Raw genomic sequence first — 23,244 nt, 5'->3', positions numbered from 1 at the left:
TCCTCTGACAGGCTTTTGCGACAGTTTGATTTCATCGAACTTGCAAAGAGGCCTGATATGATCCAGATGCAGACGAGACTGCGTTAAGGAGACGACGATGGCAGGCGGTTCCATTCCCCATTTTCAGAACGATGCGGGCTATCAGGCAATCGACATCGGCGTGAAGGAATTCATGTGCACGGGCGCCAATCCGCCTTTCGACCACCCGCATGTGTTTCTGGACATGGGCGACGACAACGAAAAAGTCTGTCCCTATTGCTCGACGCTCTACCGCTATTCGCCGAAGCTGAAGGCAACCGAAACGCTGCCGGCCGGCTGCATCTACATCGATCAGGCCGCCTGAGTCTTTCGCGACCAGCCCGATGACCGACACGCGCTCCCGGCAAATTGTCATCGCCGGGGCGGGTGTCGCCGGATTGACCGCAGCCCTTGCATTCGCCGAACGCGGCTACCCTGTTCGGGTGTTCGAACAGGCGCAGCGCCTGGAAGCTGCCGGCGCCGGCATTCAGCTTTCTCCCAACGCGACCCGCATCCTTCGCCAGCTTGGCGTACTCGACCGGCTGCTGCCGGCGGCGGTGCGGCCGGAAGCCGTGGTGTTGAAGGAGGCCGCGACCTTGCGCGAACTGGCGCGCGTGCCGCTGGGGCAAGCCGCCGAAACGCGCTGGCAGGCACCTTATCTCGTCGCGCACAGGGCCGATCTGCAGCGCGCACTGACCGCGCGCGCTGCCGAGATGCCGGATATCCATCTCACCACCGGCGCCCGCATGGGCGGCGTTGACACCGGCCCGCACGGCATCACCGCGACGGCCGAGATCGGTGGCAAAACCGTCGAGGCGGAGGGCTTCCTGCTGGTTGGGGCCGATGGCGTCTGGTCGTCGGTGCGCGCACTTGTCGATTCGGCCAAGGGGCCGGCTTCGCCAAGAAACCATTTCTCCGGCGAACTGGCCTGGCGCGCCACCGTCGCGGCCGAGAGCGCCGCCGGTCAGAGCTTTGCCGCCATCGGCGCCAGGGACTGCGTCACCACCTTCCTGCATCCCGGCTTCCATATGGTTGCCTATCCCGTCAGCAAGGGTGCGGCCTTCAATCTCGCGGCCTTCACCAGGGGCGACCGCATAGCCGAGGGCTGGTCCGGCAACGCCGACGCCGGGATCCTGACCCGAGCCCTGCGCGGCACCGCGGCAGAACTTGCCCGCCTGGTCGAGCAGGCCGGCCCATGGACCGCATGGCCGATCCACACTGTTGAGCAGCGACAGCCCTGGACAACGCCGAACGGCATCGCGCTGATCGGCGATGCCGCGCATGCGATGACCCCGTTCGCGGCGCAAGGTGCGGCGATGGCGATCGAGGATGCGGCGACGCTTGCCGATATCATTGCCGACTTCCCCGCCGATCCTCTGGCCGCAATTGCGACCTGGGAGCAGTCACGGCGACCGCGCGTCGCGCAGGTCGCCCGACGCGGCGCTGTCAACCGGCTGGCCTGGCATGCCGTGGGTCCAGTGGCGATTGCGCGCAATGTGTTCCTGAAGGTGCGCTCGTCGGAAAAACTCGCGGCGGATCTGGACTGGCTCTATGGGTGGCAGGCTCAGAAGATCATTCGACGCTGAGCGTACAAGCACAATCGGTTGGTGGGACAGCACCCCCCTCTGTCCTGCCGGACATCTCCCCCGCAAGGGGGGAGATCAGCCGTCACCACTGCTTTCGCCCATCACCGACGTCGCGAAGGGAAGTGAGGCGTCGCAACTGCCAATCTCCCCCCATGCGGGGGAGATGTCCGGCAGGACAGAGGGGGGTGTGAAGGAACGCGATGCTTGCCAATTCGCGGAATGCCCACGCTAATTGTACAAGCTCATCGACAGCCCGAGCGATGCAGGCAGCGGGTTCCACCAGCCGGTGCGCAGGCCGGCGGTGCGCAAGGCGGCCGCCGTCCAGGTGTTGCAGCCGACCAGTGCGTTGAAATGGCCATTGGCTTCGTAGAAGCCGTCGAACCTCGAATAGGCTGCGTCCGGAACGAGGATCGGGCCTTCCGGTCCCCGCTGGAAACTCGCATCGATGAAATCGAGCAACGCCGTGAACCGATCCTCGGTGATGTCGAACCCCGCGATATCAGGGCGCGGTTCGACGATGTCACCGGCGACATCGACATGCATGACCGACGCGTCGAGTGTCAGTGCCTTCATCACCGGCACCGCCTTCAGCTCGGACCATGTCGGCGTCTCCAGGTAGAAGGCGCGGCCGCCCCAGCCGAAGACGATGTAGCGGACCTCCGGCCTGTCGGCCGGTATGCCCGCGTCGACCAGGAAATGGAAACGCCGGCGCACGGCGTCGTCGATCGGGATGGCGATATCGGTGTGGATCGGATTGTTCAGCACCAGGATATGGCGCGTCGTAGCGGGCATGGCGGCGGCCGCGGGCCACAGCGGCCGCGGCACGAGGGTGCCCGTCGTCACGGCGAGTGCGACGACAAGCAACAGAAGGCCTAGAAAACGTCCCAGTCTTTTCATGAAAGGCGGCCCTGCAAAAGCGCTCCAGCGCGACACGCCTGTTATCCCATACGCAAAAGAGCCCGGCAGTGTTTCAGCCGGGCTCTTCGTGGCCGTCGAGGCCTAGTGCAGGATCTGCGACAGGAACAGCTTCGTGCGCTCGTGGCGCGGGTGGTCGAAGAACTCGGCCGGCGTGTTCTGCTCGACGATCTGGCCCTGGTCCATGAAGATCACCCGGTTAGCGACCTTGCGGGCAAAACCCATCTCGTGAGTGACGCACAGCATGGTCATGCCTTCCTCGGCCAGGCCAACCATGGTCTCAAGCACTTCCTTGATCATCTCCGGATCGAGCGCCGAGGTCGGCTCATCGAACAGCATGATGCGCGGGTTCATGCACAGCGAACGGGCAATCGCCACACGCTGCTGCTGGCCGCCGGAAAGCTGGCCGGGATATTTGTTGGCCTGTTCCGGAATCTTGACGCGCTTGAGGAAATGCATGGCGATTTCCTCGGCCTGCTTCTTCGGCGTCTTGCGCACCCAGATCGGCGCCAGCGTGCAGTTCTCCAGGATGGTCAGATGCGGGAACAGATTGAAGTGCTGGAACACCATGCCGACCTCGCGGCGCACCTCGTCGATCTTCTTGAGATCGTTGGTCAATTCCTTGCCATCGACAATGATCTTGCCCTTCTGGTGCTCCTCCAGACGGTTGATGCAGCGGATCATCGTCGATTTGCCGGAGCCGGAGGGGCCGCAGATGACGATGCGCTCGCCGCGCATCACTTTCAGGTTGATGTCCTTCAGCACATGGAACTCGCCATACCATTTGTGCATGGCGATGATGTCGATGGCGACATCGGTGGTGGAAATCTGCATCTTGGCGGCGTTGACCTTGATCTCTTCGGCGCTGACGGCATTTTCGGTGGCCATGACAGGGGGTCCCCTTGTTCTTTTGTTTAACGTTTGTGGCCGGTGTCGAGCCGGCGTTCGGTGTACATTGAATAGCGCGACATGCCGAAGCAGAACAGCCAGAAGACGAAGGCCGCGAAGATCAGGCCGGACCTCGCCGTCTGCGCGGTTGCCCAGTTTGCATCGGAAAAATTCTGTTTGACGATGCCGAGCAGGTCGAACATCGAAATGATGATGACCAGACTGGTGTCCTTGAACATGCCGATGAAGGTGTTGACGATGCCCGGAATGACCAGTTTCAGCGCCTGCGGCATGACGATGAAATACATTTTCTGCCAATAGCCGAGACCGAGCGAATCGGCACCTTCATACTGGCCCTTGGGAATCGCCTGCAGGCCGCCGCGCACCACTTCGGCCATATAGGCGGCGGCAAAAAGCGACACGCCGATCAGCGCGCGCAGGAACTTGTCGAAAGAGACACCCTCCGGCAGGAACAGCGGCAGCATGACGCTGGCGAAGAACAGCACGGTGATCAGCGGGATGCCGCGCACCGTCTCGATAAAGACGACGCACAGCGTCTTGATGATCGGCATCTTGGAACGGCGGCCGAGCGCCAGCACGATGCCGAGCGGCAGCGACACGGCAATGCCGACGAAGGACAGGCTGAGCGTCACCAAGAGCCCGCCCCAAAGCGAGGTCTCGACATGCGGCAGGCCGAACATGCCGCCGACCAGCAGGACGAAGGCGACGATCGGCAGCACGAAAAACAGCAGAACCGCATTCAGCCCTTTGCGCGGTACCTTCGGGATCAGCATCGGCACCAGCAGCGCCACGAACAGGATGGCGACCAGGATCGGCCGCCAGCGCTCCTCGATGGGATAGCGGCCGAGCATGAACTGGCCGAACTTGGCGTTGACGAAAGCCCAGCAGGCGCCGGTCCAGCCATCCGGCTGGATGCCGCCTTGCGCCACCGTGGCGCATACGGTCCGGTCCGGTCCCGTCCACACGGCGTTGATGAACGCCCAATTGATGATTTGCGGCAGGATCATCGCCACCAGGGCGATGCCGACGATTGTCAAAATGGTGTCGCCGGTGGAAGCGATCAGGTTCTTGCGCACCCACGCACCGAGACCGGTGACGCCGGCCGGCGCCGGCTGCGCCAGCACCATTTCGGTGCGCACCCAGGACATATCATGTTCTTGCATGTCCTTACCTCACCTCTCCACCAGCGCCATCTTGGCGTTGAACCAGTTCATCACAAGCGAGGTCAGGAGGCTGATGGCGAGATAGATCACCATCATGATCACCACGCCCTCGACGGCCTGGCCGGTCTGATTCAGCACTGTCCCGGCGGTCGCCGTCAGGTCCGGATAGCCGATGGCGATGGCCAGCGACGAGTTCTTGGTCAGGTTGAGATACTGGCTGGTCAGCGGCGGAATGACGATGCGCATGGCCTGCGGCACGACGACCAGCCGCAGGATCGATCCGGACCGCAACCCCAACGCAGCGGCAGCTTCCGTCTGGCCCGCGCTGACACCCCTGATGCCGGCGCGCACGATCTCGGCGATGAAGGCGGCGGTATAGCAGGACAGCGCCAGATAAAGCGACAGGAACTCCGGCCGGACCTGGAAGCCGCCGGTCAGGTTGAAAGTCGACTGCTTCGGGTAGTCGAAACTCAGGGGAAAGCCGCTCAGCGCATAGGCGAGCAGCGGCAGCCCGACGATCAGCGCCGCGGATGTCCAAAACACCGGGAATTGCTGGCCGGTCGCCATCTGCCGTTGCCGCGCCTTGCGCGCGACGAACCACGCCATGGCGATGCCGACGAGCAAGGCGACGAAGATCAGCCAGGAGCCGTCGCCCCAGACAGCGCGTGGAAAATAGAAGCCGCGCTGGTTGAGGAAGGAGCCGAACGGCAGGTTGTAGCTGTCGCGTGGTGCCGGCAGCACGGCCAGCACGCCGGAATACCAGAAGAAGATGACCAGCAGCGGCGGGATGTTGCGGAAGACCTCGACATAGACGGTGCAGATCTTCCGGATCAGCCAGTTCTGCGAGAGCCGGCCGATGCCGATGACGAAGCCGATGATTGTCGCGGTGATGATGCCGACGATGGCGACGATGAGCGTGTTGAGGAGGCCGACCAGAATGGCGCGGCCATAGGTCGAATCCGACGAATAGGCGATCGCGCTCTCGCTGATGTCGAAGCCGGCGCGGCCCTTGAGGAAGCCGAAGCCTGAAGCGATGCGCAGCCGCGTCAGGTTGTCGATGACGTTGTGGGCAATCCACCAGACGCCCGCCACCAGCAGCACGACGACCAGCACCTGGAAGAATATGCCCCGGATTTTCGGATCGTTGATGAAGGAACCGCGGCTGGGCTCCTCGCGAAGTACGTCCTGCGATGCCATTCGACCGTCCCCTGGAAAGAGAAACCGGGAGGCAGATGATCTGCCTCCCGGATCACATTTCGATCAGCGGATCGGCGGCGCGTATTGCAAGCCGCCCTTGGTCCACAGCGCGTTGATGCCGCGCGCGATCTTCAGCGGGCTGCCCGAGCCGACATTGCGCTCGAACATCTCGCCATAATTGCCGACGGCCTTGACGATGTTGACCACCCAGTCATTGGAGACGCCGAGATCGGTACCGATCTTGGTATCGGCTTCCTGGCCGAGCACGCGCTTGATCTCGGGGCTGGCCGAGTTCTTCATCTCATCGACATTGGCCTTGGTGATGCCGAGCTCTTCAGCCTGCAGCAGCGCGAAATAGGTCCACTTGACGATGTGGTACCACTGGTCGTCGCCCTGGCGAACGGCCGGTCCGAGCGGCTCCTTGGAGATGATCTCGGGCAGCACGACATGGTCGGCCGGCGCTCCCAGCGTCAGGCGGATGCCATAGAGGCCCGACTGATCGGTGGTGTAGACGTCGCAGCGGCCGGCATCATAGGCGGCGTTGACCTCTTCCAGCTTTTCGAAGACGACGGGATTGTACTCCATCTTGTTGGCCTTGAAGTAGTCGGCGAGGTTCAGCTCGGTGGTGGTGCCGCTCTGCACGCAGACAGCGGCGCCCGAAAGCTGCAATGCCGAATTGACGCCCGGCAGCTTCTTGGCGTTGATCATGAAACCCTGGCCGTCATAGTAGGTGACGCCGATGAAATTCAGGCCGAGTGCCGTATCGCGGTTGATGGTCCAGGTGGTGTTGCGCGACAGGATGTCGATCTCGCCCGACTGCAGCGCGGTGAACCGCTCCTTGGCGCTGAGCGGCGTGAACTTGACCTTGGAGCCGTCACCAAAGACGGCGGCCGCGACAGCGCGGCAGAAATCCGCATCGATGCCTTGCCAGTCACCCTTGTCGTCCGGCGCCGAAAAGCCGGCCAGGCCAGTGGAGACGCCGCACTGGATGAAGCCCTTCGCCTTGACGGTGTCGAGCGTGGCCGCCGACGCGGCGGACGCCATCAATCCAAGCGTGGCGGCGCCTAGAATGCCGATAGCAATATGTTTCATGACCCACAGACCCTTTTCTCTGTTTTTCAGGAGTAAATCCTGATTTTTTTCTCCCGTGTGAACGCGGCTCCCATCCCGGCCCATCCCGGAACCCCGCATCGTAACCGACGCGCCGCCTCCCGTTCACAAATGTCATCGAAGGCGATAATTCCTGTGAGGTCAAGGGAAATGACCGAAACCCAAAGAGTTTGAAAACCGATTGCCGCAAATGCCCGATTTACAGACAAACACGCCCGCGATTTAGCCAGCAGGGCTAATAAAGGCGGCAAATCTCATGCAACGCCAACGCCGGGCCAATACGGGCCGCGGCAGCGAAATCCATCCCGGGCAATACCTCGTCGTTGTTGACCTCCCCGTGCGACGAACTACCAGGTTCCAAGATTGTCATCTGACGATTTACTGACGGCTGCATACCAATACAGACCGCCGACGAAGACTGCTCAAAAGGCTTGAAAGACGATCCAGGTCCCGATGGCGGCCATCAACGCGCCTAAAACGCGCGGAATCAGCTGGCCGGTCGGCACCGTCTTCTCCAACAGAACAAGGATGGCGATGCCGGCGATCCACAGCACGTTCATGACGCCACCGACGAACAACAGAGCCATCAGCGCCCAGCAACACCCCAGGCAATAAGCGCCGTGATCCATGCCGAGCCGAAGCGCGCCGAGCGGAGCGGAACGGAATCCGCCATGGCTGGCCAGGAACGCGATCGGTGCCTGACATTGGCGCAGGCAGACGCCCTTCATCGGCGTCCATTGATAGAGACCGGCGGCGATCAGGACGAGGCCGCCGAGGATCGCGCTGACGGTCGCCATCGAGGGATCGAGCAAGGCTAGACGGGCGAGAAGCCATTGCGCACCCGTCGCCAGGAGGCTGAAGACGACCCAGACGGCGAGATAGCCGGCAAAAAACCATCCCGTCGAAGCGATGGGCCGGCCATCCGCCCGCGCCTTGCGCCCGACACCGGCATAGAGCAGCAACATCGGCGCGACCGAAGGCGTCATCATGCCAACCATCATCACTGCCCACATCGTGAAGGTGAAAGCGAAATCGCCCATCGCCCAGGCCCGGAAGCCGGGCGCCATGGCGGCGCCCATATCCATGCCGCCCATATCCATGCCGGCCATGTCGCCGCCTTCGCCATCCGGCAAAGGGGAGCCGGGCATGACCATGGTGGCGGCGAGCCACAGCACATAGGCCCAGGCGAGCACGGCAATCACGACGAGCGCGGCCGTCACGACCGCGCGATCGCGCCTCAGCACCGCCTCGAGGGCCGTATCGCCCATTGGATCAGGTCAATGCACGATGCCGCTCTGCGTGAGATGCAGATTGGCGAAATGGCTGTGCGTATCGGCCAGCTCGAACTTGATCGGGCCCGTCGCCTTGGTCCAGCCGCGCCCGACCTCGGCGATCGCGTATTCGAAGCCGTGCGGCAAGTCGATGCGCGCCTGGTGCGCGGCGCCGGTGACCGGATTCCGGATCGGCTCGCCGCGACCGTCGGTTATACCCTCGACATGCAGCTGACTGGTTCGCGCGTCGACGTCGATCTTGAATTCGATCGGCGCGAAGATCGGATCGTGGAATTTCTCCAGCGTGGTCGAAAAGACCTGAAATATCGTTGCACCTGGCTCGGTGTCCAGACCGCCCAATATGCGAAGCAGCGCGCCACGTTGGGCTTCCGTCGCCCTCTCGTCGATGACCACCGCGGCTTCACCCCCGCCCTGGTGTATGGCGCCGGGCCAGCTGAAAATCCCGACGAACCGCAGCCCGTCGAGCTTGGTGTCGCCGTGATGGCCGCTCTCGATTTCCATGCCGGCGACCGCCTGGCAGAATCCGTATGTCGGCATGGCGTTGAACTGGCACGGGCAGCCATAGGCGCAGTTGCAGTTGATGAATTCGCTCGCCTTCATGGCCCATTTGACGTCCGGCATGGCATTCCTCCCTTGCCGCGCTCACGCTTCGTGAGCGCGATCCGGATCGTGGAGGACCAGAAGTCAACCGGCAGCAACCATCCGGCAGCATCTGATCGAAGCAATCCGGCGATTAATATTAGCCGACGATCATATACCATTCGCCGCCGCCCACAATAGACCGATCGGCGGGGACAAGGGCTCCGAACGCAGGTCAACAAAAGACCTGACGACAACCAGTTCGGCGGCGGCAGCAGCTTTTTTGTGCCGGTAACTTTTGTGCCTGTCGCTTTTCTTGATAGGAATTTTTTCTTGACTCCCTGCCCTCAGCTATGGTACATATTCGTCCATGGTGCTGATTTGCGCCGATAACCCGCCGCACAGGCGGGTTTTTCGTTTAATACTCCGTCCCCGCATCGCTGTTTTTGCCGCGACGAATTGGCATATTCGAAGTCCGCCTCCTGGCGGGCGGTGGCTGTTGCACGGTCCATAGCGCCGCACTATGGCTAGCGGCTTATCAAACAAGGCGACGCAGAATGGCGAAAGACGGCAGCGAGCACGGCGGGATGGGCATCAACACGCGGCTTGCCCATTCGGGCAACAATCCGCACGACTATTTCGGCTTCGTCAATCCGCCGGTGGTGCATGCTTCGACCGTGCTTTTCCGCGACGCGGCTTCGATGGCGGCGCGAACCCAGAAATACACTTACGGCACGCGCGGCACACCGACGACCGATGCGCTTGCCCATGCCATAGACGCGCTGGAAGGCTCGGCAGGCACGATCCTGGTGCCGTCGGGCCTTGCGGCGGTGACGGTGCCGCTGCTCGCCTTCGTCTCGGCCGGCGACCATCTGCTGATCGTCGATACCGTCTATCATCCGACGCGCAATTTCGCCGACACGATGCTGAAGCGGCTGGGCGTCGAGGTCGAGTATTACGCCCCCGATGTCGGCGCCGGCATCGCGGCGTTGATCAAGCCCAACACCAAGGTGGTGTTCACGGAATCGCCGGCCTCCAACACGTTCGAGGTGCAGGACATCCCGGCCATCGTCAAGGCGGCGCACGCCGCGGGCGCCATCGTCATGATGGACAACACCTGGGCGACGCCACTCTATTTCCGCCCGCTCGACCACGGTGTCGACATATCTATCCATGCGGCGACCAAATACCCGGCCGGCCATTCCGACGTGCTGCTTGGCACGGTGTCGGCCAATGAGAGTTGCTGGACGCACCTCTACGAAAGCTTCTGCACGCTTGGCTGTTGCGCCGGGCCCGACGACGTCTACCAGGTGCTGCGTGGCCTGCGCAGCATGGGCGTGCGCCTCGAACACCATCAGCGCAGTACGCTTGCGATCGCCTCCTGGCTCGAGGGCCAGAAGGGCGTGGCGCGCGTGCTCCACCCGGCCCTGCCCAGCCATCCGGATCACGCTCTGTGGAAGCGCGACTTTTCCGGCTCGAGCGGCATCTTTTCCATCGTTCTTGCCGGTGGCGGCCAGAAGCAGCAGCACGCCTTCCTCGACGCGCTGCGGATCTTCGGCCTCGGTTATTCCTGGGGCGGCTATGAGAGCCTTGCCGTGCCGGTCTGGCTCGGCGACCGCGTTGTTGCAAAAGCCCCCTATGAGGGTCCGTTGATCCGCCTGCAGATCGGCCTCGAGGATGTCGACGACCTGAAGGCCGATATTTCGCGCGGCCTGACCGCCGCAGCGGCGGCCTAAAGCGTGTCGCGCCTGAAGATTTTCAGGCGACCCGCTTCAGGTTTTGTTTTTGCGCATGTCGTTCTCCCAAAACCGAGGTCACATTTGGGCGACATGCACTAGCGGAATTCTATTCCCTAAAATTGCGATTTCGCGGATCAGTTTGGCTTTCAAATTCAGCGATGCCACGTCATTGCGGTGCAATCAGCACATTTTGGACTTCCCCTGGAATACCGGCAGAGTTTTCGACCCCATGGCTTTCCGCCTTTTTGTTCCCATTCTTGCCGGCGCGACGCTGCGCGAGCGTCTCGTCGCCTGTATCGGCGCGACGATCGGCATTGCACTCACCGGTGTGATCGCCAGCCTTGTGCTCGGCAACGGCCCGCACGTTCCGCTGCTGGTGGCGCCGATGGGGGCGTCGGCGGTGCTCCTGTTCGCCGTGCCCGCCAGTCCGCTGGCACAGCCATGGTCGATCATCGGCGGCAACACGATATCGGCACTCGTCGGCGTGATCGTGGCGCATTTCATCCACGAAACCGCGCTTGCCAGCGGCATCGCGGTGGCACTGGCCATCGCCGCCATGTCGTTCACGCGCTGCCTGCATCCGCCGGGCGGAGCGGCCGCGCTGACCGCGGTGCTGGGAGGGCCTGCCGTCATCAGCGCCGGCTTCCTGTTTCCATTCGTGCCGGTGGCGCTGAACTCGATCCTGCTGGTGGCGCTCGGCTACGGCTTCCACAGGCTGGCCCGGCGCAATTATCCGCATGTACCGGTTGCAGCGCCGGCGAACAGCCACGGCACCGGCGACCCGCCGGCGCAGCTGCGCGTGGGCTTCCGGTCCGAAGACATCGATGCCGCGCTTGGCGCACTTGACGAGACGTTCGATATCGATCGCAACGATCTCGACCGGCTGCTGCGGCAGGTCGAATTGCAGGCGATGGTGCGCGCGCACAAGACGCTTCTGTGCGAGGACATCATGTCGCGCGATGTGATCTCGGTCGATACTCACACCTCCACCGAGGCAGCGCGCCAATTGCTGCTTGACCACAACATCCGGACCCTGCCGGTCGTCAATGCGGAAGCCAGGCTGGCAGGCACCGTGGGGTTGCGCGAACTCACCCAGGCCTCCGGGACAGTCGGATCCGTCATATCACCCGCGGCAACAGCCGCCGCAGGTTTTGCCGCCATGGGTCTGCTGCCGGTGCTCACCGACGGCCGCAGCCATGCGGTCATCATCGTCGACGACGACAAACGGATTCTCGGGCTGATCACCCAGACCGATCTGTTGGCGGCCACGGCGCGCCTGCAGGCTGCCTGACAAGCCTTCACTCGCGCGGTAGGGTACCGCCGCCAGGCCCCGCGAAAAGTCTTCGGGAACCTTTTGCCGGCGACAGCGTCCAATCTCTCAATCGAGGTCCGGTCCGGAGATTGGGTTGAGGAAACTGGCCATGCCTGCTGTCTTGACGGCCGTGCCTTCCGCTGTGCCAGGCGAGATGCAGCTTGTGCGCCGCGCCTTGGCGCGCGACGGCGATGCCTTCCGCACCATCATCAAGACACACAATCAGCGGCTCTACCGGATCGCGCGCGGCGTCGTGCGCAATGACAGCGAGGCCGAGGACATCGTGCAGGAGGCCTACGTCAAGGCTTTCGCCCATCTCGATGCGTTTCGCGGCGACTCCTCGCTCGCCACATGGCTCTCGCGCATCGTCATCAACGAGGCGCTTGGCCGCCTGCGCAACAGGCGCAGAACGGTGGCACTGCCGGAAAATCCGCAAGCCGAGATCATCCGGTTCCCTCTCAACCCCAGCGACGATCCGGAACGGACGATGGCGCAAAGGCAGATCCTCCAACTGGTCGAACAGGCCACCGACAGCCTTCCCGACGTCTACCGGACGGTGTTCGTGGCGCGGGTGATCGAGGGGCTGAGCATCGAGGAGACCGCCGATCTCCTCGGCGTGCGGCCGCAAACCGTCAAGACGAGGCTGCACCGCGCGCGCGCCCTCGTGCGCAAGGCGCTGGACGACCAGATCGGACCGGTGCTGCTCGATGCCTTCCCCTTCGCGGGCCGGCGTTGCGAACGACTGACCAGCGCCGTGATGCGGCGGCTCGGGCTGGAAAGCTGACCCTCACCGGATTTCAGTTCATTTCAGCGGGAACGTTTGCCGCTGACCAGCATCCAATGAACGTCAACCGAAAAACACAGTCCGGCGCGATTTCAGCGTCCGGACGAAGGAGATGCCATGTCTATCCGACACACTGCCGCGCTCGCCGCCCTGTTGCTGCTTGGCACTGCCCCATTCGCACAAGCCGCCGACAAGCCAACCGATCCGCAGATCGCCCACATCGCCTACACGGCCGGGGTCATCGACGTCGAAGCGGCCAAGCTGGCGATCGAGAAATCGAAGAACAAGGAGGTTGTCGATTTCGCCAAGGACATGGTCCGGGATCACGAGGCTGTAAATGTTCAGGCGCTCGACCTGGTGAAGAAGCTCAAGGTCACGCCGGAAGACAACGCCACCAGCCAGGCGCTGACCAAAGCTGCGGCGGAGGAGCGGGCCAAGCTTGCCAAACTCGACGGCGCTGCCTTCGACAAGGCCTATGTCGACAATGAGGTCGCCTACCACAAGCAGGTCAACGGCGCGCTCGAAACCCTTTTGATCCCGTCGGCGCAGAATGCCGAACTGAAGAGCCTGCTGGAAACCGGCCTGAAGATTTTCCAGGGCCATGAGCAGCACGCCGAGCACGTCGCCGGCATGCTCAAGTAAGGGCCCGGAGCATGCCGAAACGCCATCTGTGGATTGCGTTGGCGCTGGCCGTCGGTACCGTTCCGGCGCGAGCAGAAACCATCCAGGTCATCATCGACAGGCTGGTGTTCTCGCCAGCCACCGTCGAGGCCAAGGTCGGCGACACGATCGAGTGGGTGAACAAGGATGTGTTCGCCCACACGGCCACCGTGAAAGGCGGCTGGGAAGTGATGATCCCGCCGAAGAAATCCGCAAGCCTGACATTGAAGGCCGCGGGACCGGTCGACTATTTCTGCCGCTTTCACCCCAACATGAAAGGCCGTCTCGACGTGACGCCATGATGGTTTGGAACCGGCGGCGAAGCGATCGCTTTGCCGCCGGTTGTTCCAAGCGTCAGTCCCGGATCGCTCAGCCCTGTGCAAGCAGCCACTCGATCATCTGCGCTGCCTGGGCGGGCGGGCGGTCCGGCGCCAGGATAGAGAGGCTGAGGCCGGTCGGAACGCGCTGCGGGAACGGCGCCACGAGCGAACCGGCGGCGATAGCGCGCGCGACCAGAGCCTCATGCCCCATCAGAACGCCGGCGCCGTCGACGGCCGCCTGCAGCGCCATGCTGTAGAGCGAGAATTCGGAACCGGACTCGATCGACGGACCTTTCAGCCCGGCAGCCTCGAACCACAGGCTCCAGTCGCCGGTCCAGGTCGTGTCCCAAAGCAGAAGCTGCGATGACAGATCAGCCGGCGTTTTCAGCTGCCTGGCGAGCGCCGGCGCGCAGACCGGAAAGATCACGTCGTCGCAGAGCTTGAACGCGCGGCTGCCCCCTGGTGCGTGCCTGGTCAAGAAGATTGCGAGGTCAAAGGGTTCACGCCTGAAATCCGGCGGCTCCTCCAGCGCATGGATGGACGGGCGAAGGGCGGGAAGCGCAGCGCGAAGCGCCGGCAGACACGGAGCCAGCCACAGCTGGGCAATCGACGGCAGCGCGGCAATGCTCACCTGCGGCCTTGGCGCCCAGATGCGCAGTTCCTGGACGGCAAGGCCCATGGAGTCGAACGCCGTGGAGAAGGCCGGCAGCGCCGCGCGCCCAGCCTCGGTCAGATGCAGCCCCTGGGCATGGCGCACGAACAGCGACGAGCCCAGCCACGCCTCCAGCGCCTTGACCTGATACGATACGGCCGCCGGGGTAACGCCAAGTTCATCGGCGGCCTTGGCAAAGCTCTCCTGGCGAGCGGCAGCTTCAAAGGCGCGCAAGGTGTTGAGAGGCGGCATTCGAGGTCGCGGCGGATTTACGGCCATCGTCCGACGTTTCCGGATGGCGTCGGCGGCCGGTGACCGGCCGCCGACGCGGTGTTTCTACTTGAGGGCGACCGGGGTCAGCTTGCCGTCGACCTTCTGCCACTCAAATACGACGAACCCGGGCTGCTTGATATCCCCCTTGTCGTCATAGGAGATCGAACCGAGCACCGTCGAGATACCGGCGCCGGAATGAAGATAATCGGAAACGGCCTTTGGATCGTCGGCCTTGGCTTTGGCGATAGCCTCGGCAAGAATCTGCGTTGCCGCGTAGGCGTAGAGGGTCACTGCTTCGGTGGGCACGTTTTTGGCCCTCAGATCGGCGACGGCATCCTTGGCTTCTGCAAACGTTGCCGGGTCGGGGAACGACGTCATCAGGGTTCCAACAGCACCATCACCGCCGATGGCGCCGAATTCGCTGTTGGAGATGCCGTCACCGCCCATCAGGATCGCGGTGACGCCCTGATCGTGCATCTGGCGCACAATCAGTCCAGCCTCCGTGTGCTGACCGCCATAGTAGACGAGGTCGGCGCCCGATTGCTTGATCCTTGTGACGAGAGGGCTGTAGTCCTTCTCGCCCGGGTTGACCTCCTCATGGAGAACCTCCTTGCCGCCGCCGGCGTTATAGGCCTTGGCCATTTCGTCGGCGAGGCCTTTGCCCGCCGTCGACTTGTCGTCGACAATCGCTATCTTCTTGTCCTTGAAACGGTCGAGAACTAATTTGGCGGCGATGGAGCCTTGCTGATCATCGCGCCCGCACGCCCTGAAGGCATTCCACAGGCCGCGCTCCGTCACCATCGGGTTGGTGGCAGTCGGCGTCACGAACAGAACGCCATTCTCGGCATAGACCTCGGAAGCGGGAATGGTGACGCCGGAATTATAGTGCCCGACAACGTAGTGAACGCCATCAGCGACGAATTTGTTGGCGACCGAAACGCCCTGCTTCGGGTCGGAGACATCGTCACCGATCGACACGGCAAGCTTTTGTCCAAGAACGCCGCCATTGGCGTTGATGCGTTCAACCCGATCTCGACACCGACGCGGTACTGTTCTCCATAGGCGGCGTTCGGCCCCGACATCGGGCCGGCGACGCCGAACACAATATCAGCCCTGGCCGCACCAACAGCCGCAGTCATAAGGGCAGCAGTCATCATCTGCACGATCATGCGCATTTTATTCCCCTGTTTTTTAGAGAAAGGCGGGCTTTTCCCGCCGCTTCAGGCGTCAGTTCACAAAGTGAAGCTTGTTGAACCGGCGCCGGAATGCCGTGACATCTGCCGCGACTTGTTCGCTGGCGTCATTGCCGCGCAGTCCTCTGGCGATGAGAGCCGCGAGTGCCGGCATGTCGTCTTCGGTCATGCCCCAGCGGACGATCTCGGGCGTACCCAGGCGCAACCCGTTCATGTCGCCGTCGACAGCGTCTATGGGCAAGCCGATGCCGCAGGTCAGGATGTTGGCCAGCCGCAATTTCCTTGCCGCCGCCTGGCCGCCGCCAAACTCGGCTGCCTCGAGGGCGAACTGATGCGATGTCGTGTAGCCCTTGCCGGTCGAAAAAACCGGCAGGCCGCGATCGGCAAGGCTTTCGGCCAACGCCTTTGCGGTCCGCGCCATCGTCGCGGCGTAGGCCTTGCCGTGGTCTTTCCAGTCTAGAAGTGTGATCGCCAAGGCAGCCGACTTGGCGGCATCGAAGTTGGCGGTCATGCCTGGAAATGCGATCCTGTCGAGCTTTTCGGCAACGACCGCATCGTTGGTGACGATCAGCCCGGACGCCGGACCGCCGAGACTTTTGTAGGTGCTCATCGTCATCAGATGAGCCCCTTCCTGCAAGGGCTGTTGCCACGCGTCTCCGGCAATCATGCCGCACAGATGGGCCGCATCGAAGAGAACAAGCGCACCGACCTCGTCGGCGATCTCCCGTATCTCACGAATGGGATGGGGCAGCAGGTTGAGGCTGCTGCCGATCGTTATCATCTTCGGCCTTATTGATCTGGCCAGGTCGCGCAATTTGCCGACGTCAACGGTGTAGCTGTCGGCATCGACTGGAGCGGTGTGGATATCGAGCCCGTAGAGCCCGGCGCAGCCGGCCATATGATGGGTTACATGGCCTCCGATCGCCGGCGACGGGACAATGACGCTGTCGCCCGGCCTGGCTGCAACCATGAACGCATAGAGATTGGCGATCGCGCCGGAAGGTACCCGGATCTCGGCATAGCTGGCGCCGAAAACGTCGGCCGCCAGCTCGGCCGCGATCACCTCGATCTGCTCGACACCCTCCAATCCCATCTCATATTTGTCGCCGGGGTAGCCAAGCGACGGGCGCGACCCCAGGCCGGAAGCGAGTGCGGCTTCGGCCTTCGGGTTCATCACATTGGTCGCCGGGTTGAGGTTGATGCAGTCGGCCTCGTGGATCGAACGGTTCAGCTCGATGCCCCTGTTGACTGCCGCCATGACGGCATCGGTCTTCTGAGTGCTCGTCTTCTGCGCCAACTGCTGGGCAAACTCGTCGCAATGCGATGGAACCCAGGGCCTGCGAGCGAGAGCGACCATCGATGCCTCCTTTGCCAACCGGCGGACAATACGGCTGTGAATGGAGCCTAAGGTGGAGCCGTCGGTCGGCATGGCGCAAGCGAGTAGTTCTAGCGCCTAGGCTTAGAAAAACTAGGTCTACTCTCCCCGCCCTATTTTGAGGGTCGCTTCCATCCAGACATCGAAGGCCATGTGCCGGCGACGACAGCGCCTTGGTCCTGTTCCGCAAGCCGGTCCTGCTCCAGCGACGCTCGCCTGGCTTCATCCGGCCGGGTGATGTGCGTCCACGAGTCGTCATAGCCCGGCTCGCGGCGTGCGATCCAGGCATCCAGCCCTTCGCGCAGATCAGCGGTCGGGGCCATGCGGGCGAACTGCTCGGCCTCGACAGCCAAGCCTTCGGCGATGCTCTGGTTGAGGCCGCGCGTCACTGCCGTGAGGATGCTGGCGATCGCCAGATCGGAGTGCCGCAGGATACGCCTGGCCAGGCCGATCGCGGCCGGCATCAACTCGGCATGCGGCACAACCTCGTTGACGAGACCCAGCTCAAGCGCCCGCGGCGGCGCAAACCAGTCGCCGGTCAACAGCAGTTCGAGCGCCCGCTTGCGCCCGGCAAGCCTGGGCAAGCGTTGGGTTCCGCCAAAGGTCGGGGGCATTGCAAGGCTGATTTCCGGCTTGGCGAACAAAGCGCGGTCGCTGGCGATGGCGAGCGGCACCGCCTCGGTGATTTCGCAACCGCCACCAAAGGCAATGCCGTTGACGGCAGCGATGACGGGTTTGCGAAACGCTTCCAGCCTTGCCGTCAGCCGTTGCCCGCGCATGACGAAATCACGCATCGCGACATCGACGCCGACCGCCACGCTGGCCGAGAACTCAGGAATGTCGCCGCCGGCCGAAAACGCCCGCTCCCCTGCTCCGGTCAGAATGATTGCGCGGACGCTGTCATCGACGTCAATGTCGTCGAGGATCGCAAGCAGGCGATCGATCAGGGCATAGTTCAACGCGTTCAGCTTCTCCGGCCGGTTGAGGGTGAGGATGGCAATCCCATCCCGGGTTTCGTTAAGGACAAGATCGGTCATTGGCTCTTCCTTCTTCATCATGCTGATGACCGGAAGACTATGCCTCTTTCCGCTTGTGTATATTCACTAGTCGGTATACCTAAGCTCATGCCTGACACGCAAAGTCCTACCCGCAAACGCATTGTCGATGCCGCGACCAGGCTCTTCTATGCCGAAGGAATCGGTCGCGTCAGCGTCGATGCCGTCGCCGAGGAAGCGGGTCTCACCAAGCGCACGCTCTATTACCATTTCAAGAGCAAGGACGACCTCATCGCCGCCTATCTCGATGGCCGTGACCAACCCAATCTGAAGCGGATGGCTGGCTGGTTCGATGCTGCCGAAGGCGGCGCGGATCGCAAAGTCGAGGCGATCTTCACCAATCTGGCGAGGTCCGCTCGTCACCCGAAATGGAAAGGATGCGGCTTCCTGCGCACGGCCGCCGAACTCGCCTCGATGCCCGGACATCCGGCGGTCAAGGTCGGCGCGCGGCACAAGCTGAATTTCGAAACATGGCTGGCCGGCGCCTTGTCGGACCATGGCGTCGGCGAGCCGCCCGCCTTGGCACGCGAGATCGTGCTTTTGATCGACGGCTGCTTTTCGATCATGCTGATCCACCGCAACCCCGATTACATCGAGGCCGCCGGCCGCGCCGCGGCAACGCTTGTGCGGGCGCGGATTTCAGGCAGCCAGCTCTAGAACCCAAACGCCAGCCATGCCGTGCCGGCGGCCAGCGTTATCAGCGTCAGCGGCAAGCCGACCTTGAAAAAAGCGCCGAACGACAGCGTCGTGCCGGCGGCTCGTGCCTGTTCGGCGACGATCAGATTGGCGACCGAACCCAGCAGCGTGAAATTGCCGGCCAGTGTCGAGCTCATGGCGACGACCAGCCAGGCACGCTCGGGGTTTTCGAGGCCCGGTATGAAGGGCCGAAGCGCCAGTACGGCCGGGACATTGCTCATGATGTTGGAAAGCACCGCGGTGAAACCGGACAGGCGCCAGACGTCGCCCAGCCCGAGGTTCTTGGCCGAAGCGATCATGTCGGGCGAAAGAAGCGTCTTTTCGGCGCCGGCGACCACAACGAACAGACCGGCGAACATGAACAGCAGCGGACCGTCGATCTCGCGGTAGATGCGTTCGGGCTTGATGGCGCGGGTGAGCAAGAGGATGGCGCCGCCGATGAGTGCGGCCTTGGCGACAGGCACGCCGGCGAAGAAGGCGATTGCCAGCCCGATGCAGACCACCACCGCCTTCAGCACCTGCCCCTTGTGCATGCGGCCAAGCGAGACTTCGGGCGTCAGTTGGACCGTTCGGGCGAATTCGGCCCGGTAGACGATGCGAATGATGACAACGACCGCCACGAGGCCGAAAAGGGCGACCGGAGCCAGCGCTGCCGAAAAGGCCGGATAGGAAATACCCGACAGCGCGCCGATGACCATGTTTTGCGGATTGCCGGTGATGGTGGCGACGCTGCCGCAATTCGACGCGGTGGCGGTGGCGATCAGATAGGGGATCGGGTTGCGCTTGATGATGCGGGTGACGTGGACGACGATCGGCGCCATGACGAGGCAGATGGCGTCGTTGACCAGGAAGGCGGACAACACGCCGGTCAGCAGCGTCACCATCACCAAAAGCATGAAGGGCGCGTGCGCGTGCTCGATGGCGATGGCGCCAAGGCCGCGAAAGGCGCCCGACACTTTCAGATGCGCCACCACGATCATCATGCCGAGCAGAAGCGTGATGGTGTCGAAATTGATCGCCCGGTAGGCATCCTCCATGCTGAGCGCGCCGATGGCGATCATCGCGGCCCCGCCGAGAAGCGCGATCCCCGCCCGGTCGAGGCGCAGGCCGGGGATGCGGCCGATGGCAACACCGGCGTAAGTCAGGATCAGGATCAGCAGTGCCGCCGCGCCCATCAATGTCATCGATAGAAGTCCTGCCCAGTCTGTGGCGCGCCGCTGCCTGTCAGCCCCAATGGTCTGATTTGCGTGCCTGCTTTAGCGCGATGTCGAGATCGACGACAGACAGCCAGGCATGTTGTTGCGTCAAGCACCGCCAAGGGATGACGTGCCGCTAACGCAGATAGAAATCCAGCCTTTGTCGCAGTGCCTGCGGCGAAAACAGCTGCTCGACGGTCTGCCGGGCCTTGAGGCCCACTGCCGCCCGCAGCGCCGGATCGGCTTTGAGATCGGCCAGGATCCGTGCCGCCTGTTGCGTCGTTTCGAACAGAAAACCGTTTTCGCCATGCCTGATATGGTCGGAATAGCCTCCATATGAATGGCAGACCACGGGCAAGCCGCAGGCCATCGCCTCGAACACGACGCGACCGAAGGTTTCGACATGCCAACCGGTGCGATAATAAAACACGTCGAGCGTCTGCAGAAACTCTTCGGCGATAAATTGGCCGGGTGGCAACAGCTCGAGTTGCGGATGCGGCATGAGGCTGCCCTTGAGCCCTGTCCCTCCCTGAATCCGCAAGGCTGTACCTTCGGCCAGCAATGTCTCGTAAAGGGGTATGTCATCGGGATGATGTTTGCCCGGCCCATCGCGGCTCAAGCGTCCGACGGTGAACGGACGATCCGAATCCAGACGCCGTGGTGAAAAACGTTCGATCTCGATCGGAGAGGGGTGCACCGTGCCGTCGATTTGGAGCAATCGCTTCTGAAAGTCGGAAACAAGCACTATCTCGGCGGTGGGCCATCCCAAGCTCCGAGGCATGCGCGTGGTGAGGTTGAGAACCTTCGGATGAAGGGTGTTGAAGTCGTAGATCAGCCGGCGCGGCCGCGGGATCAGGTAAGGCCACACCTTGTTGCGCCAATGCGCTCCGAGAAAAACGTAAGTGCCGCCATCCGGAACTTTTCGCGTAAGCGGGGAAATACGACGTATCGGGAATTGCCGCATTAATTCATCTGAAGCCCGCGATGACGCAGCCCAAAGGCGCACGTCCGAATCGGCGCTCAACAGCCGATAGAGTTCCAAGGTCTTGAGGTCACTGCCACCGAAAGGATCCTGAAAGCCGTTGAACAAATGGATCATAATAGCTGTGCTTACCTGACCGTTTCCGCCATTGTTCGCCGGCGTCAAAAATCATGATCGCACGTCGGCCGTAACCCTTGGAAACTCAGGAGTGAGAACCGTTTCTGCCGACAACGAAACATCGCCAACGCGGGGGGAGTATACCGGTAAGCGGTTGCAGTCCATGGCCTATCGAGCCGGCATGCTATCCATAAAGATCGGAACCCCGGCATATGACTGTAAGCATCGAAGCGTCGAGAAAGCGGCCTGCGTCGATTTCGAGAGCTTCCCGATCAGCCATCAGCAAATTTATGCCGTCAATGCACGGTGGCGACCCCGGGCGCAGGCGCCGGAGACGTTCCGGCCGGATCGAAGCTGACTTGATCGCGTCCGTTCGACTTGGCCGTGTAAAGCCTTTTGTCGGCAGCGGAGAAGATTTCCTCATAGGTGATCGGGCCGGTAAAGCTTGTGCCGCCGATGCTGACGGAAAGCGGACAAGGCCTGCCGCCGGGTGAGAATTCCATCTCCCTGATACGCCGGCGGATGCTTTCGGCAACCACCCAGGATTGCGAGGGATCCACGCCGGGCAAAAACACGCCGAATTCTTCGCCACCGATGCGGCCGACGATATCGCCCCCACGAAGTTGCCCCTTGATCGCCTGCGCTATCAGTTTGAGTGCCTGATCGCCGCAATCATGACCCAGACGGTCATTGATGGACTTGAAGTGGTCGGCGTCGATGATCAGCAGCGCGCCCGAACGGGTCTGTTCCTGCTTTCGGGTCTGCTCGAGATAAGCTTCGACCAGCATCGAGAAAGCGCCACGGTTCAGCACCGCCGTCAGGCTGTCGGTCGCGGCGATGACGCTGAGGTCGCGCTGCGCGATGGCCAGCTGGCGAATCTTCCACATCAGGAAAAACAAAAAGGAGCCGCCCAGCACCAAAGGCAGCATCAGGTCGGTCATCTGCGCCCGCCACACGGCCTCGGGCGAAAGATAGGGAAAATTGAAGGAATCGACGAAGAACGCCACGGCAATGAAGAATGCCGTACCGACTGCCGTGACAGCGATCACCCTGCCCCAGCTCGTCGGCGACAGATCGAGCTTCATCGCGTTCAACTCCGTTAGCCGTCGCTACTATGACGCACCAACCCCAACAAATTGATAAGACTTTCCCTCCAATTCGATATCGGGCGGCGGAACCAACCCGCCGGCCCTGTCGATGACTTGCGACAGACGCCACAAGACGGCCGCTGGAAAGCAGCCATCCTGTTTCAGAGCTTGAAGGCGTGGGCCAATTGCCGGCCGAGCAAGGGCAAAACGGCGCGCGAAGCCAGACCGCTCGTCGTCAGTTGAGCGTCGGCTCACTCAGCGCATCGACGACAAAGGATGCCGCGATCAGGTCGTCGGCATCGAGGCGCAGGGAGCCTCCGTCGCCTCCCATGGCTGAAGCCACTTTTTGAAAGGTCTTCATTTCATATTCCGTGATCCGGGCGTCCTGCATCCTGGCCTTGAGGTCGGCGATGCGCCGATCCAGAGCCGAAGATATGCCTATTTCTCGCTTCGACATGGCAACACTCCTCCCCACCCTTGTTTGCCTCCCGCCTGTCCACTTTTATATGAGGGTCCGCGAATACAGCGGGCCGAACGCGCCGTGCGCGGGAAGGTTCCGAAAAGGCAGAGTAACGAAATAATACGCTGGCCCCAGCCGACTGAACTGACCCCTTAAAGTTGGACGGTTTAAGGTGGCGGCAGATTTAAGGGCTGGGTTCTGTATTGCACAGGGCTAAGCCCTTTCAGTTTCAGTTTGATGCGATCATGATTGTAGTAGTGGATGTAATCCTCGATGCTGGCCTTGAGGCTNGGGCAATGCCTCGTGCCTGGAGCCTGCGCTGGTAGGCAGGCGTCTGATACTGCCATCCCTGATCGGAGTGTAGGGTGGGCCGTTGGGTTTGGTCGAGCCGGTCCAGCGCTCTTGCGAGCATATTTTCCACCAGCTTGAAGAGCGGTCGCCTTGCGGTCTCGAAGGCGATGATCTCGCCATTATAAAGGTCCATGACCGGTGAGAGATAGAGCTTGTCGCCCGCCAGGTTGAACTCCGTCACATCGGTCACCCATTTATGGTTGGCGCTGTCAGCGTTGAACT

General features: G+C 62.4%; 22 protein-coding genes and 2 pseudogenes. 8 read left to right on the top strand and 16 right to left on the bottom strand.

The genetic code is table 11. The features are described 5' to 3' along the window. Nucleotides 1–97: 97 nt before the first annotated feature. Both X735_RS137280 and X735_RS137285 read left to right on the top strand, forming a co-directional pair. On the top strand, nucleotides 98–343 hold the full coding sequence (locus tag X735_RS137280) for a zinc-finger domain-containing protein (protein ID WP_023814125.1): 246 nt from the start codon (nucleotides 98–100) through the stop codon (nucleotides 341–343). A 19-nt stretch (nucleotides 344–362) separates the two neighbouring features. Beyond that, entirely contained in the window at nucleotides 363–1,604 is a 1,242-nt protein-coding gene (locus X735_RS137285; protein ID WP_023814124.1) for an FAD-dependent monooxygenase, read from the top strand. A 228-nt stretch (nucleotides 1,605–1,832) separates the two neighbouring features. Here the strand turns inward: X735_RS137285 and X735_RS137290 are convergent, their stop codons facing one another. From X735_RS137290 to X735_RS137320, 7 genes are all read right to left on the bottom strand, one after another. Continuing rightward, nucleotides 1,833–2,501 carry a TIGR02117 family protein gene (locus tag X735_RS137290; RefSeq protein WP_031213893.1) on the bottom strand — a complete coding sequence of 223 codons (669 nt, stop codon included), beginning with the start codon at nucleotides 2,499–2,501 and terminating at the stop codon, nucleotides 1,833–1,835. A gap of 102 nt (nucleotides 2,502–2,603) precedes the next feature. Next, entirely contained in the window at nucleotides 2,604–3,407 is an 804-nt protein-coding gene (locus X735_RS137295) for an amino acid ABC transporter ATP-binding protein (RefSeq protein ID WP_013532420.1), read from the bottom strand. A gap of 26 nt (nucleotides 3,408–3,433) precedes the next feature. Beyond that, entirely contained in the window at nucleotides 3,434–4,591 is a 1,158-nt protein-coding gene (locus X735_RS137300) for an amino acid ABC transporter permease (RefSeq protein ID WP_027037850.1), read from the bottom strand. Nucleotides 4,592–4,600: 9 nt separating this feature from the next. After that, complete coding sequence (locus X735_RS137305; protein ID WP_023814121.1) at nucleotides 4,601–5,788, bottom strand: amino acid ABC transporter permease; 1,188 nt, start codon at nucleotides 5,786–5,788, stop codon at nucleotides 4,601–4,603. A gap of 63 nt (nucleotides 5,789–5,851) precedes the next feature. Beyond that, the gene (locus X735_RS137310; RefSeq protein WP_023814120.1) at nucleotides 5,852–6,880 is read right to left on the bottom strand and encodes an amino acid ABC transporter substrate-binding protein; all 1,029 of its coding nucleotides are present in this window, start codon (nucleotides 6,878–6,880) and stop codon (nucleotides 5,852–5,854) included. Nucleotides 6,881–7,320: 440 nt separating this feature from the next. Then, complete coding sequence (locus X735_RS137315; RefSeq protein WP_023814118.1) at nucleotides 7,321–8,166, bottom strand: DUF2182 domain-containing protein; 846 nt, start codon at nucleotides 8,164–8,166, stop codon at nucleotides 7,321–7,323. A gap of 9 nt (nucleotides 8,167–8,175) precedes the next feature. Beyond that, complete coding sequence (locus X735_RS137320; RefSeq protein WP_023814117.1) at nucleotides 8,176–8,811, bottom strand: DUF1326 domain-containing protein; 636 nt, start codon at nucleotides 8,809–8,811, stop codon at nucleotides 8,176–8,178. 515 nt (nucleotides 8,812–9,326) lie between these two features. Here X735_RS137320 and X735_RS137325 point away from each other — a divergent pair. The 5 genes from X735_RS137325 to X735_RS137345 all read left to right on the top strand — a co-directional run bounded on the left by X735_RS137325 (nucleotide 9,327) and on the right by X735_RS137345 (nucleotide 13,566). Beyond that, on the top strand, nucleotides 9,327–10,505 hold the full coding sequence (locus X735_RS137325) for a cystathionine beta-lyase (RefSeq protein WP_023814116.1): 1,179 nt from the start codon (nucleotides 9,327–9,329) through the stop codon (nucleotides 10,503–10,505). Nucleotides 10,506–10,737: 232 nt separating this feature from the next. After that, the gene (locus X735_RS137330; RefSeq protein ID WP_023814115.1) at nucleotides 10,738–11,799 is read left to right on the top strand and encodes an HPP family protein; all 1,062 of its coding nucleotides are present in this window, start codon (nucleotides 10,738–10,740) and stop codon (nucleotides 11,797–11,799) included. A 130-nt stretch (nucleotides 11,800–11,929) separates the two neighbouring features. Further along, nucleotides 11,930–12,604: an RNA polymerase sigma factor gene (locus X735_RS137335; RefSeq protein ID WP_023814114.1), complete on the top strand. Its 675-nt coding sequence runs from the start codon at nucleotides 11,930–11,932 to the stop codon at nucleotides 12,602–12,604. A 117-nt stretch (nucleotides 12,605–12,721) separates the two neighbouring features. Then, nucleotides 12,722–13,246, top strand: coding sequence for a DUF4142 domain-containing protein (locus tag X735_RS137340; protein ID WP_023814113.1), 525 nt, complete (start codon nucleotides 12,722–12,724; stop codon nucleotides 13,244–13,246). Between the two features lie 11 nt (nucleotides 13,247–13,257). Beyond that, nucleotides 13,258–13,566: a cupredoxin family copper-binding protein gene (locus tag X735_RS137345; RefSeq protein WP_023814112.1), complete on the top strand. Its 309-nt coding sequence runs from the start codon at nucleotides 13,258–13,260 to the stop codon at nucleotides 13,564–13,566. Between the two features lie 67 nt (nucleotides 13,567–13,633). Here X735_RS137345 and X735_RS137350 read toward each other — a convergent pair whose 3' ends face one another. From X735_RS137350 to X735_RS0135335, 4 genes and pseudogenes are all read right to left on the bottom strand, one after another. Then, nucleotides 13,634–14,488, bottom strand: a complete 855-nt coding sequence (locus X735_RS137350; RefSeq protein WP_023814111.1) for a LysR substrate-binding domain-containing protein — start codon at nucleotides 14,486–14,488, stop codon at nucleotides 13,634–13,636. Nucleotides 14,489–14,572: 84 nt separating this feature from the next. Continuing rightward, a pseudogene (locus tag X735_RS01570) lies at nucleotides 14,573–15,678 on the bottom strand (branched-chain amino acid ABC transporter substrate-binding protein). Between the two features lie 58 nt (nucleotides 15,679–15,736). Further along, nucleotides 15,737–17,059, bottom strand: coding sequence for an aminotransferase class I/II-fold pyridoxal phosphate-dependent enzyme (locus X735_RS137355; RefSeq protein WP_031213889.1), 1,323 nt, complete (start codon nucleotides 17,057–17,059; stop codon nucleotides 15,737–15,739). 131 nt (nucleotides 17,060–17,190) lie between these two features. Then, nucleotides 17,191–18,114 carry a crotonase/enoyl-CoA hydratase family protein gene (locus X735_RS0135335; RefSeq protein ID WP_050592763.1) on the bottom strand — a complete coding sequence of 308 codons (924 nt, stop codon included), beginning with the start codon at nucleotides 18,112–18,114 and terminating at the stop codon, nucleotides 17,191–17,193. 87 nt (nucleotides 18,115–18,201) lie between these two features. Here X735_RS0135335 and X735_RS137360 point away from each other — a divergent pair, with 87 nt between their 5' ends. Continuing rightward, on the top strand, nucleotides 18,202–18,789 hold the full coding sequence (locus X735_RS137360) for a TetR/AcrR family transcriptional regulator (RefSeq protein WP_023814107.1): 588 nt from the start codon (nucleotides 18,202–18,204) through the stop codon (nucleotides 18,787–18,789). Here the strand turns inward: X735_RS137360 and X735_RS137365 are convergent. The 5 genes and pseudogenes from X735_RS137365 to X735_RS01605 all read right to left on the bottom strand — a co-directional run. Next, nucleotides 18,786–20,012 (bottom strand): anion transporter, encoded by a 1,227-nt coding sequence (locus X735_RS137365; RefSeq protein ID WP_031213887.1) that lies wholly within the window; start codon nucleotides 20,010–20,012, stop codon nucleotides 18,786–18,788. The two genes, X735_RS137360 and X735_RS137365, sit on opposite strands and share 4 nt — an antisense overlap. Nucleotides 20,013–20,160: 148 nt before the next feature. Beyond that, entirely contained in the window at nucleotides 20,161–21,123 is a 963-nt protein-coding gene (locus tag X735_RS137370) for a glycosyltransferase family 4 protein (RefSeq protein WP_023814105.1), read from the bottom strand. A 296-nt stretch (nucleotides 21,124–21,419) separates the two neighbouring features. Beyond that, the gene (locus X735_RS137375) at nucleotides 21,420–22,208 is read right to left on the bottom strand and encodes a GGDEF domain-containing protein (RefSeq protein WP_023814104.1); all 789 of its coding nucleotides are present in this window, start codon (nucleotides 22,206–22,208) and stop codon (nucleotides 21,420–21,422) included. Nucleotides 22,209–22,446: 238 nt separating this feature from the next. Then, nucleotides 22,447–22,668 carry a hypothetical protein gene (locus X735_RS137380; RefSeq protein ID WP_023814103.1) on the bottom strand — a complete coding sequence of 74 codons (222 nt, stop codon included), beginning with the start codon at nucleotides 22,666–22,668 and terminating at the stop codon, nucleotides 22,447–22,449. Between the two features lie 170 nt (nucleotides 22,669–22,838). Then, a pseudogene (locus tag X735_RS01605) lies at nucleotides 22,839–23,244 on the bottom strand (DDE-type integrase/transposase/recombinase); the annotation flags it as partial.

The organism is Mesorhizobium sp. L2C084A000, assembly GCF_000502875.1.
GTDB lineage: Bacteria > Pseudomonadota > Alphaproteobacteria > Rhizobiales > Rhizobiaceae > Mesorhizobium.
Note: the sequence above shows the minus strand (reverse complement) of the source record. Positions and strands in the feature narration are given on the sequence as shown.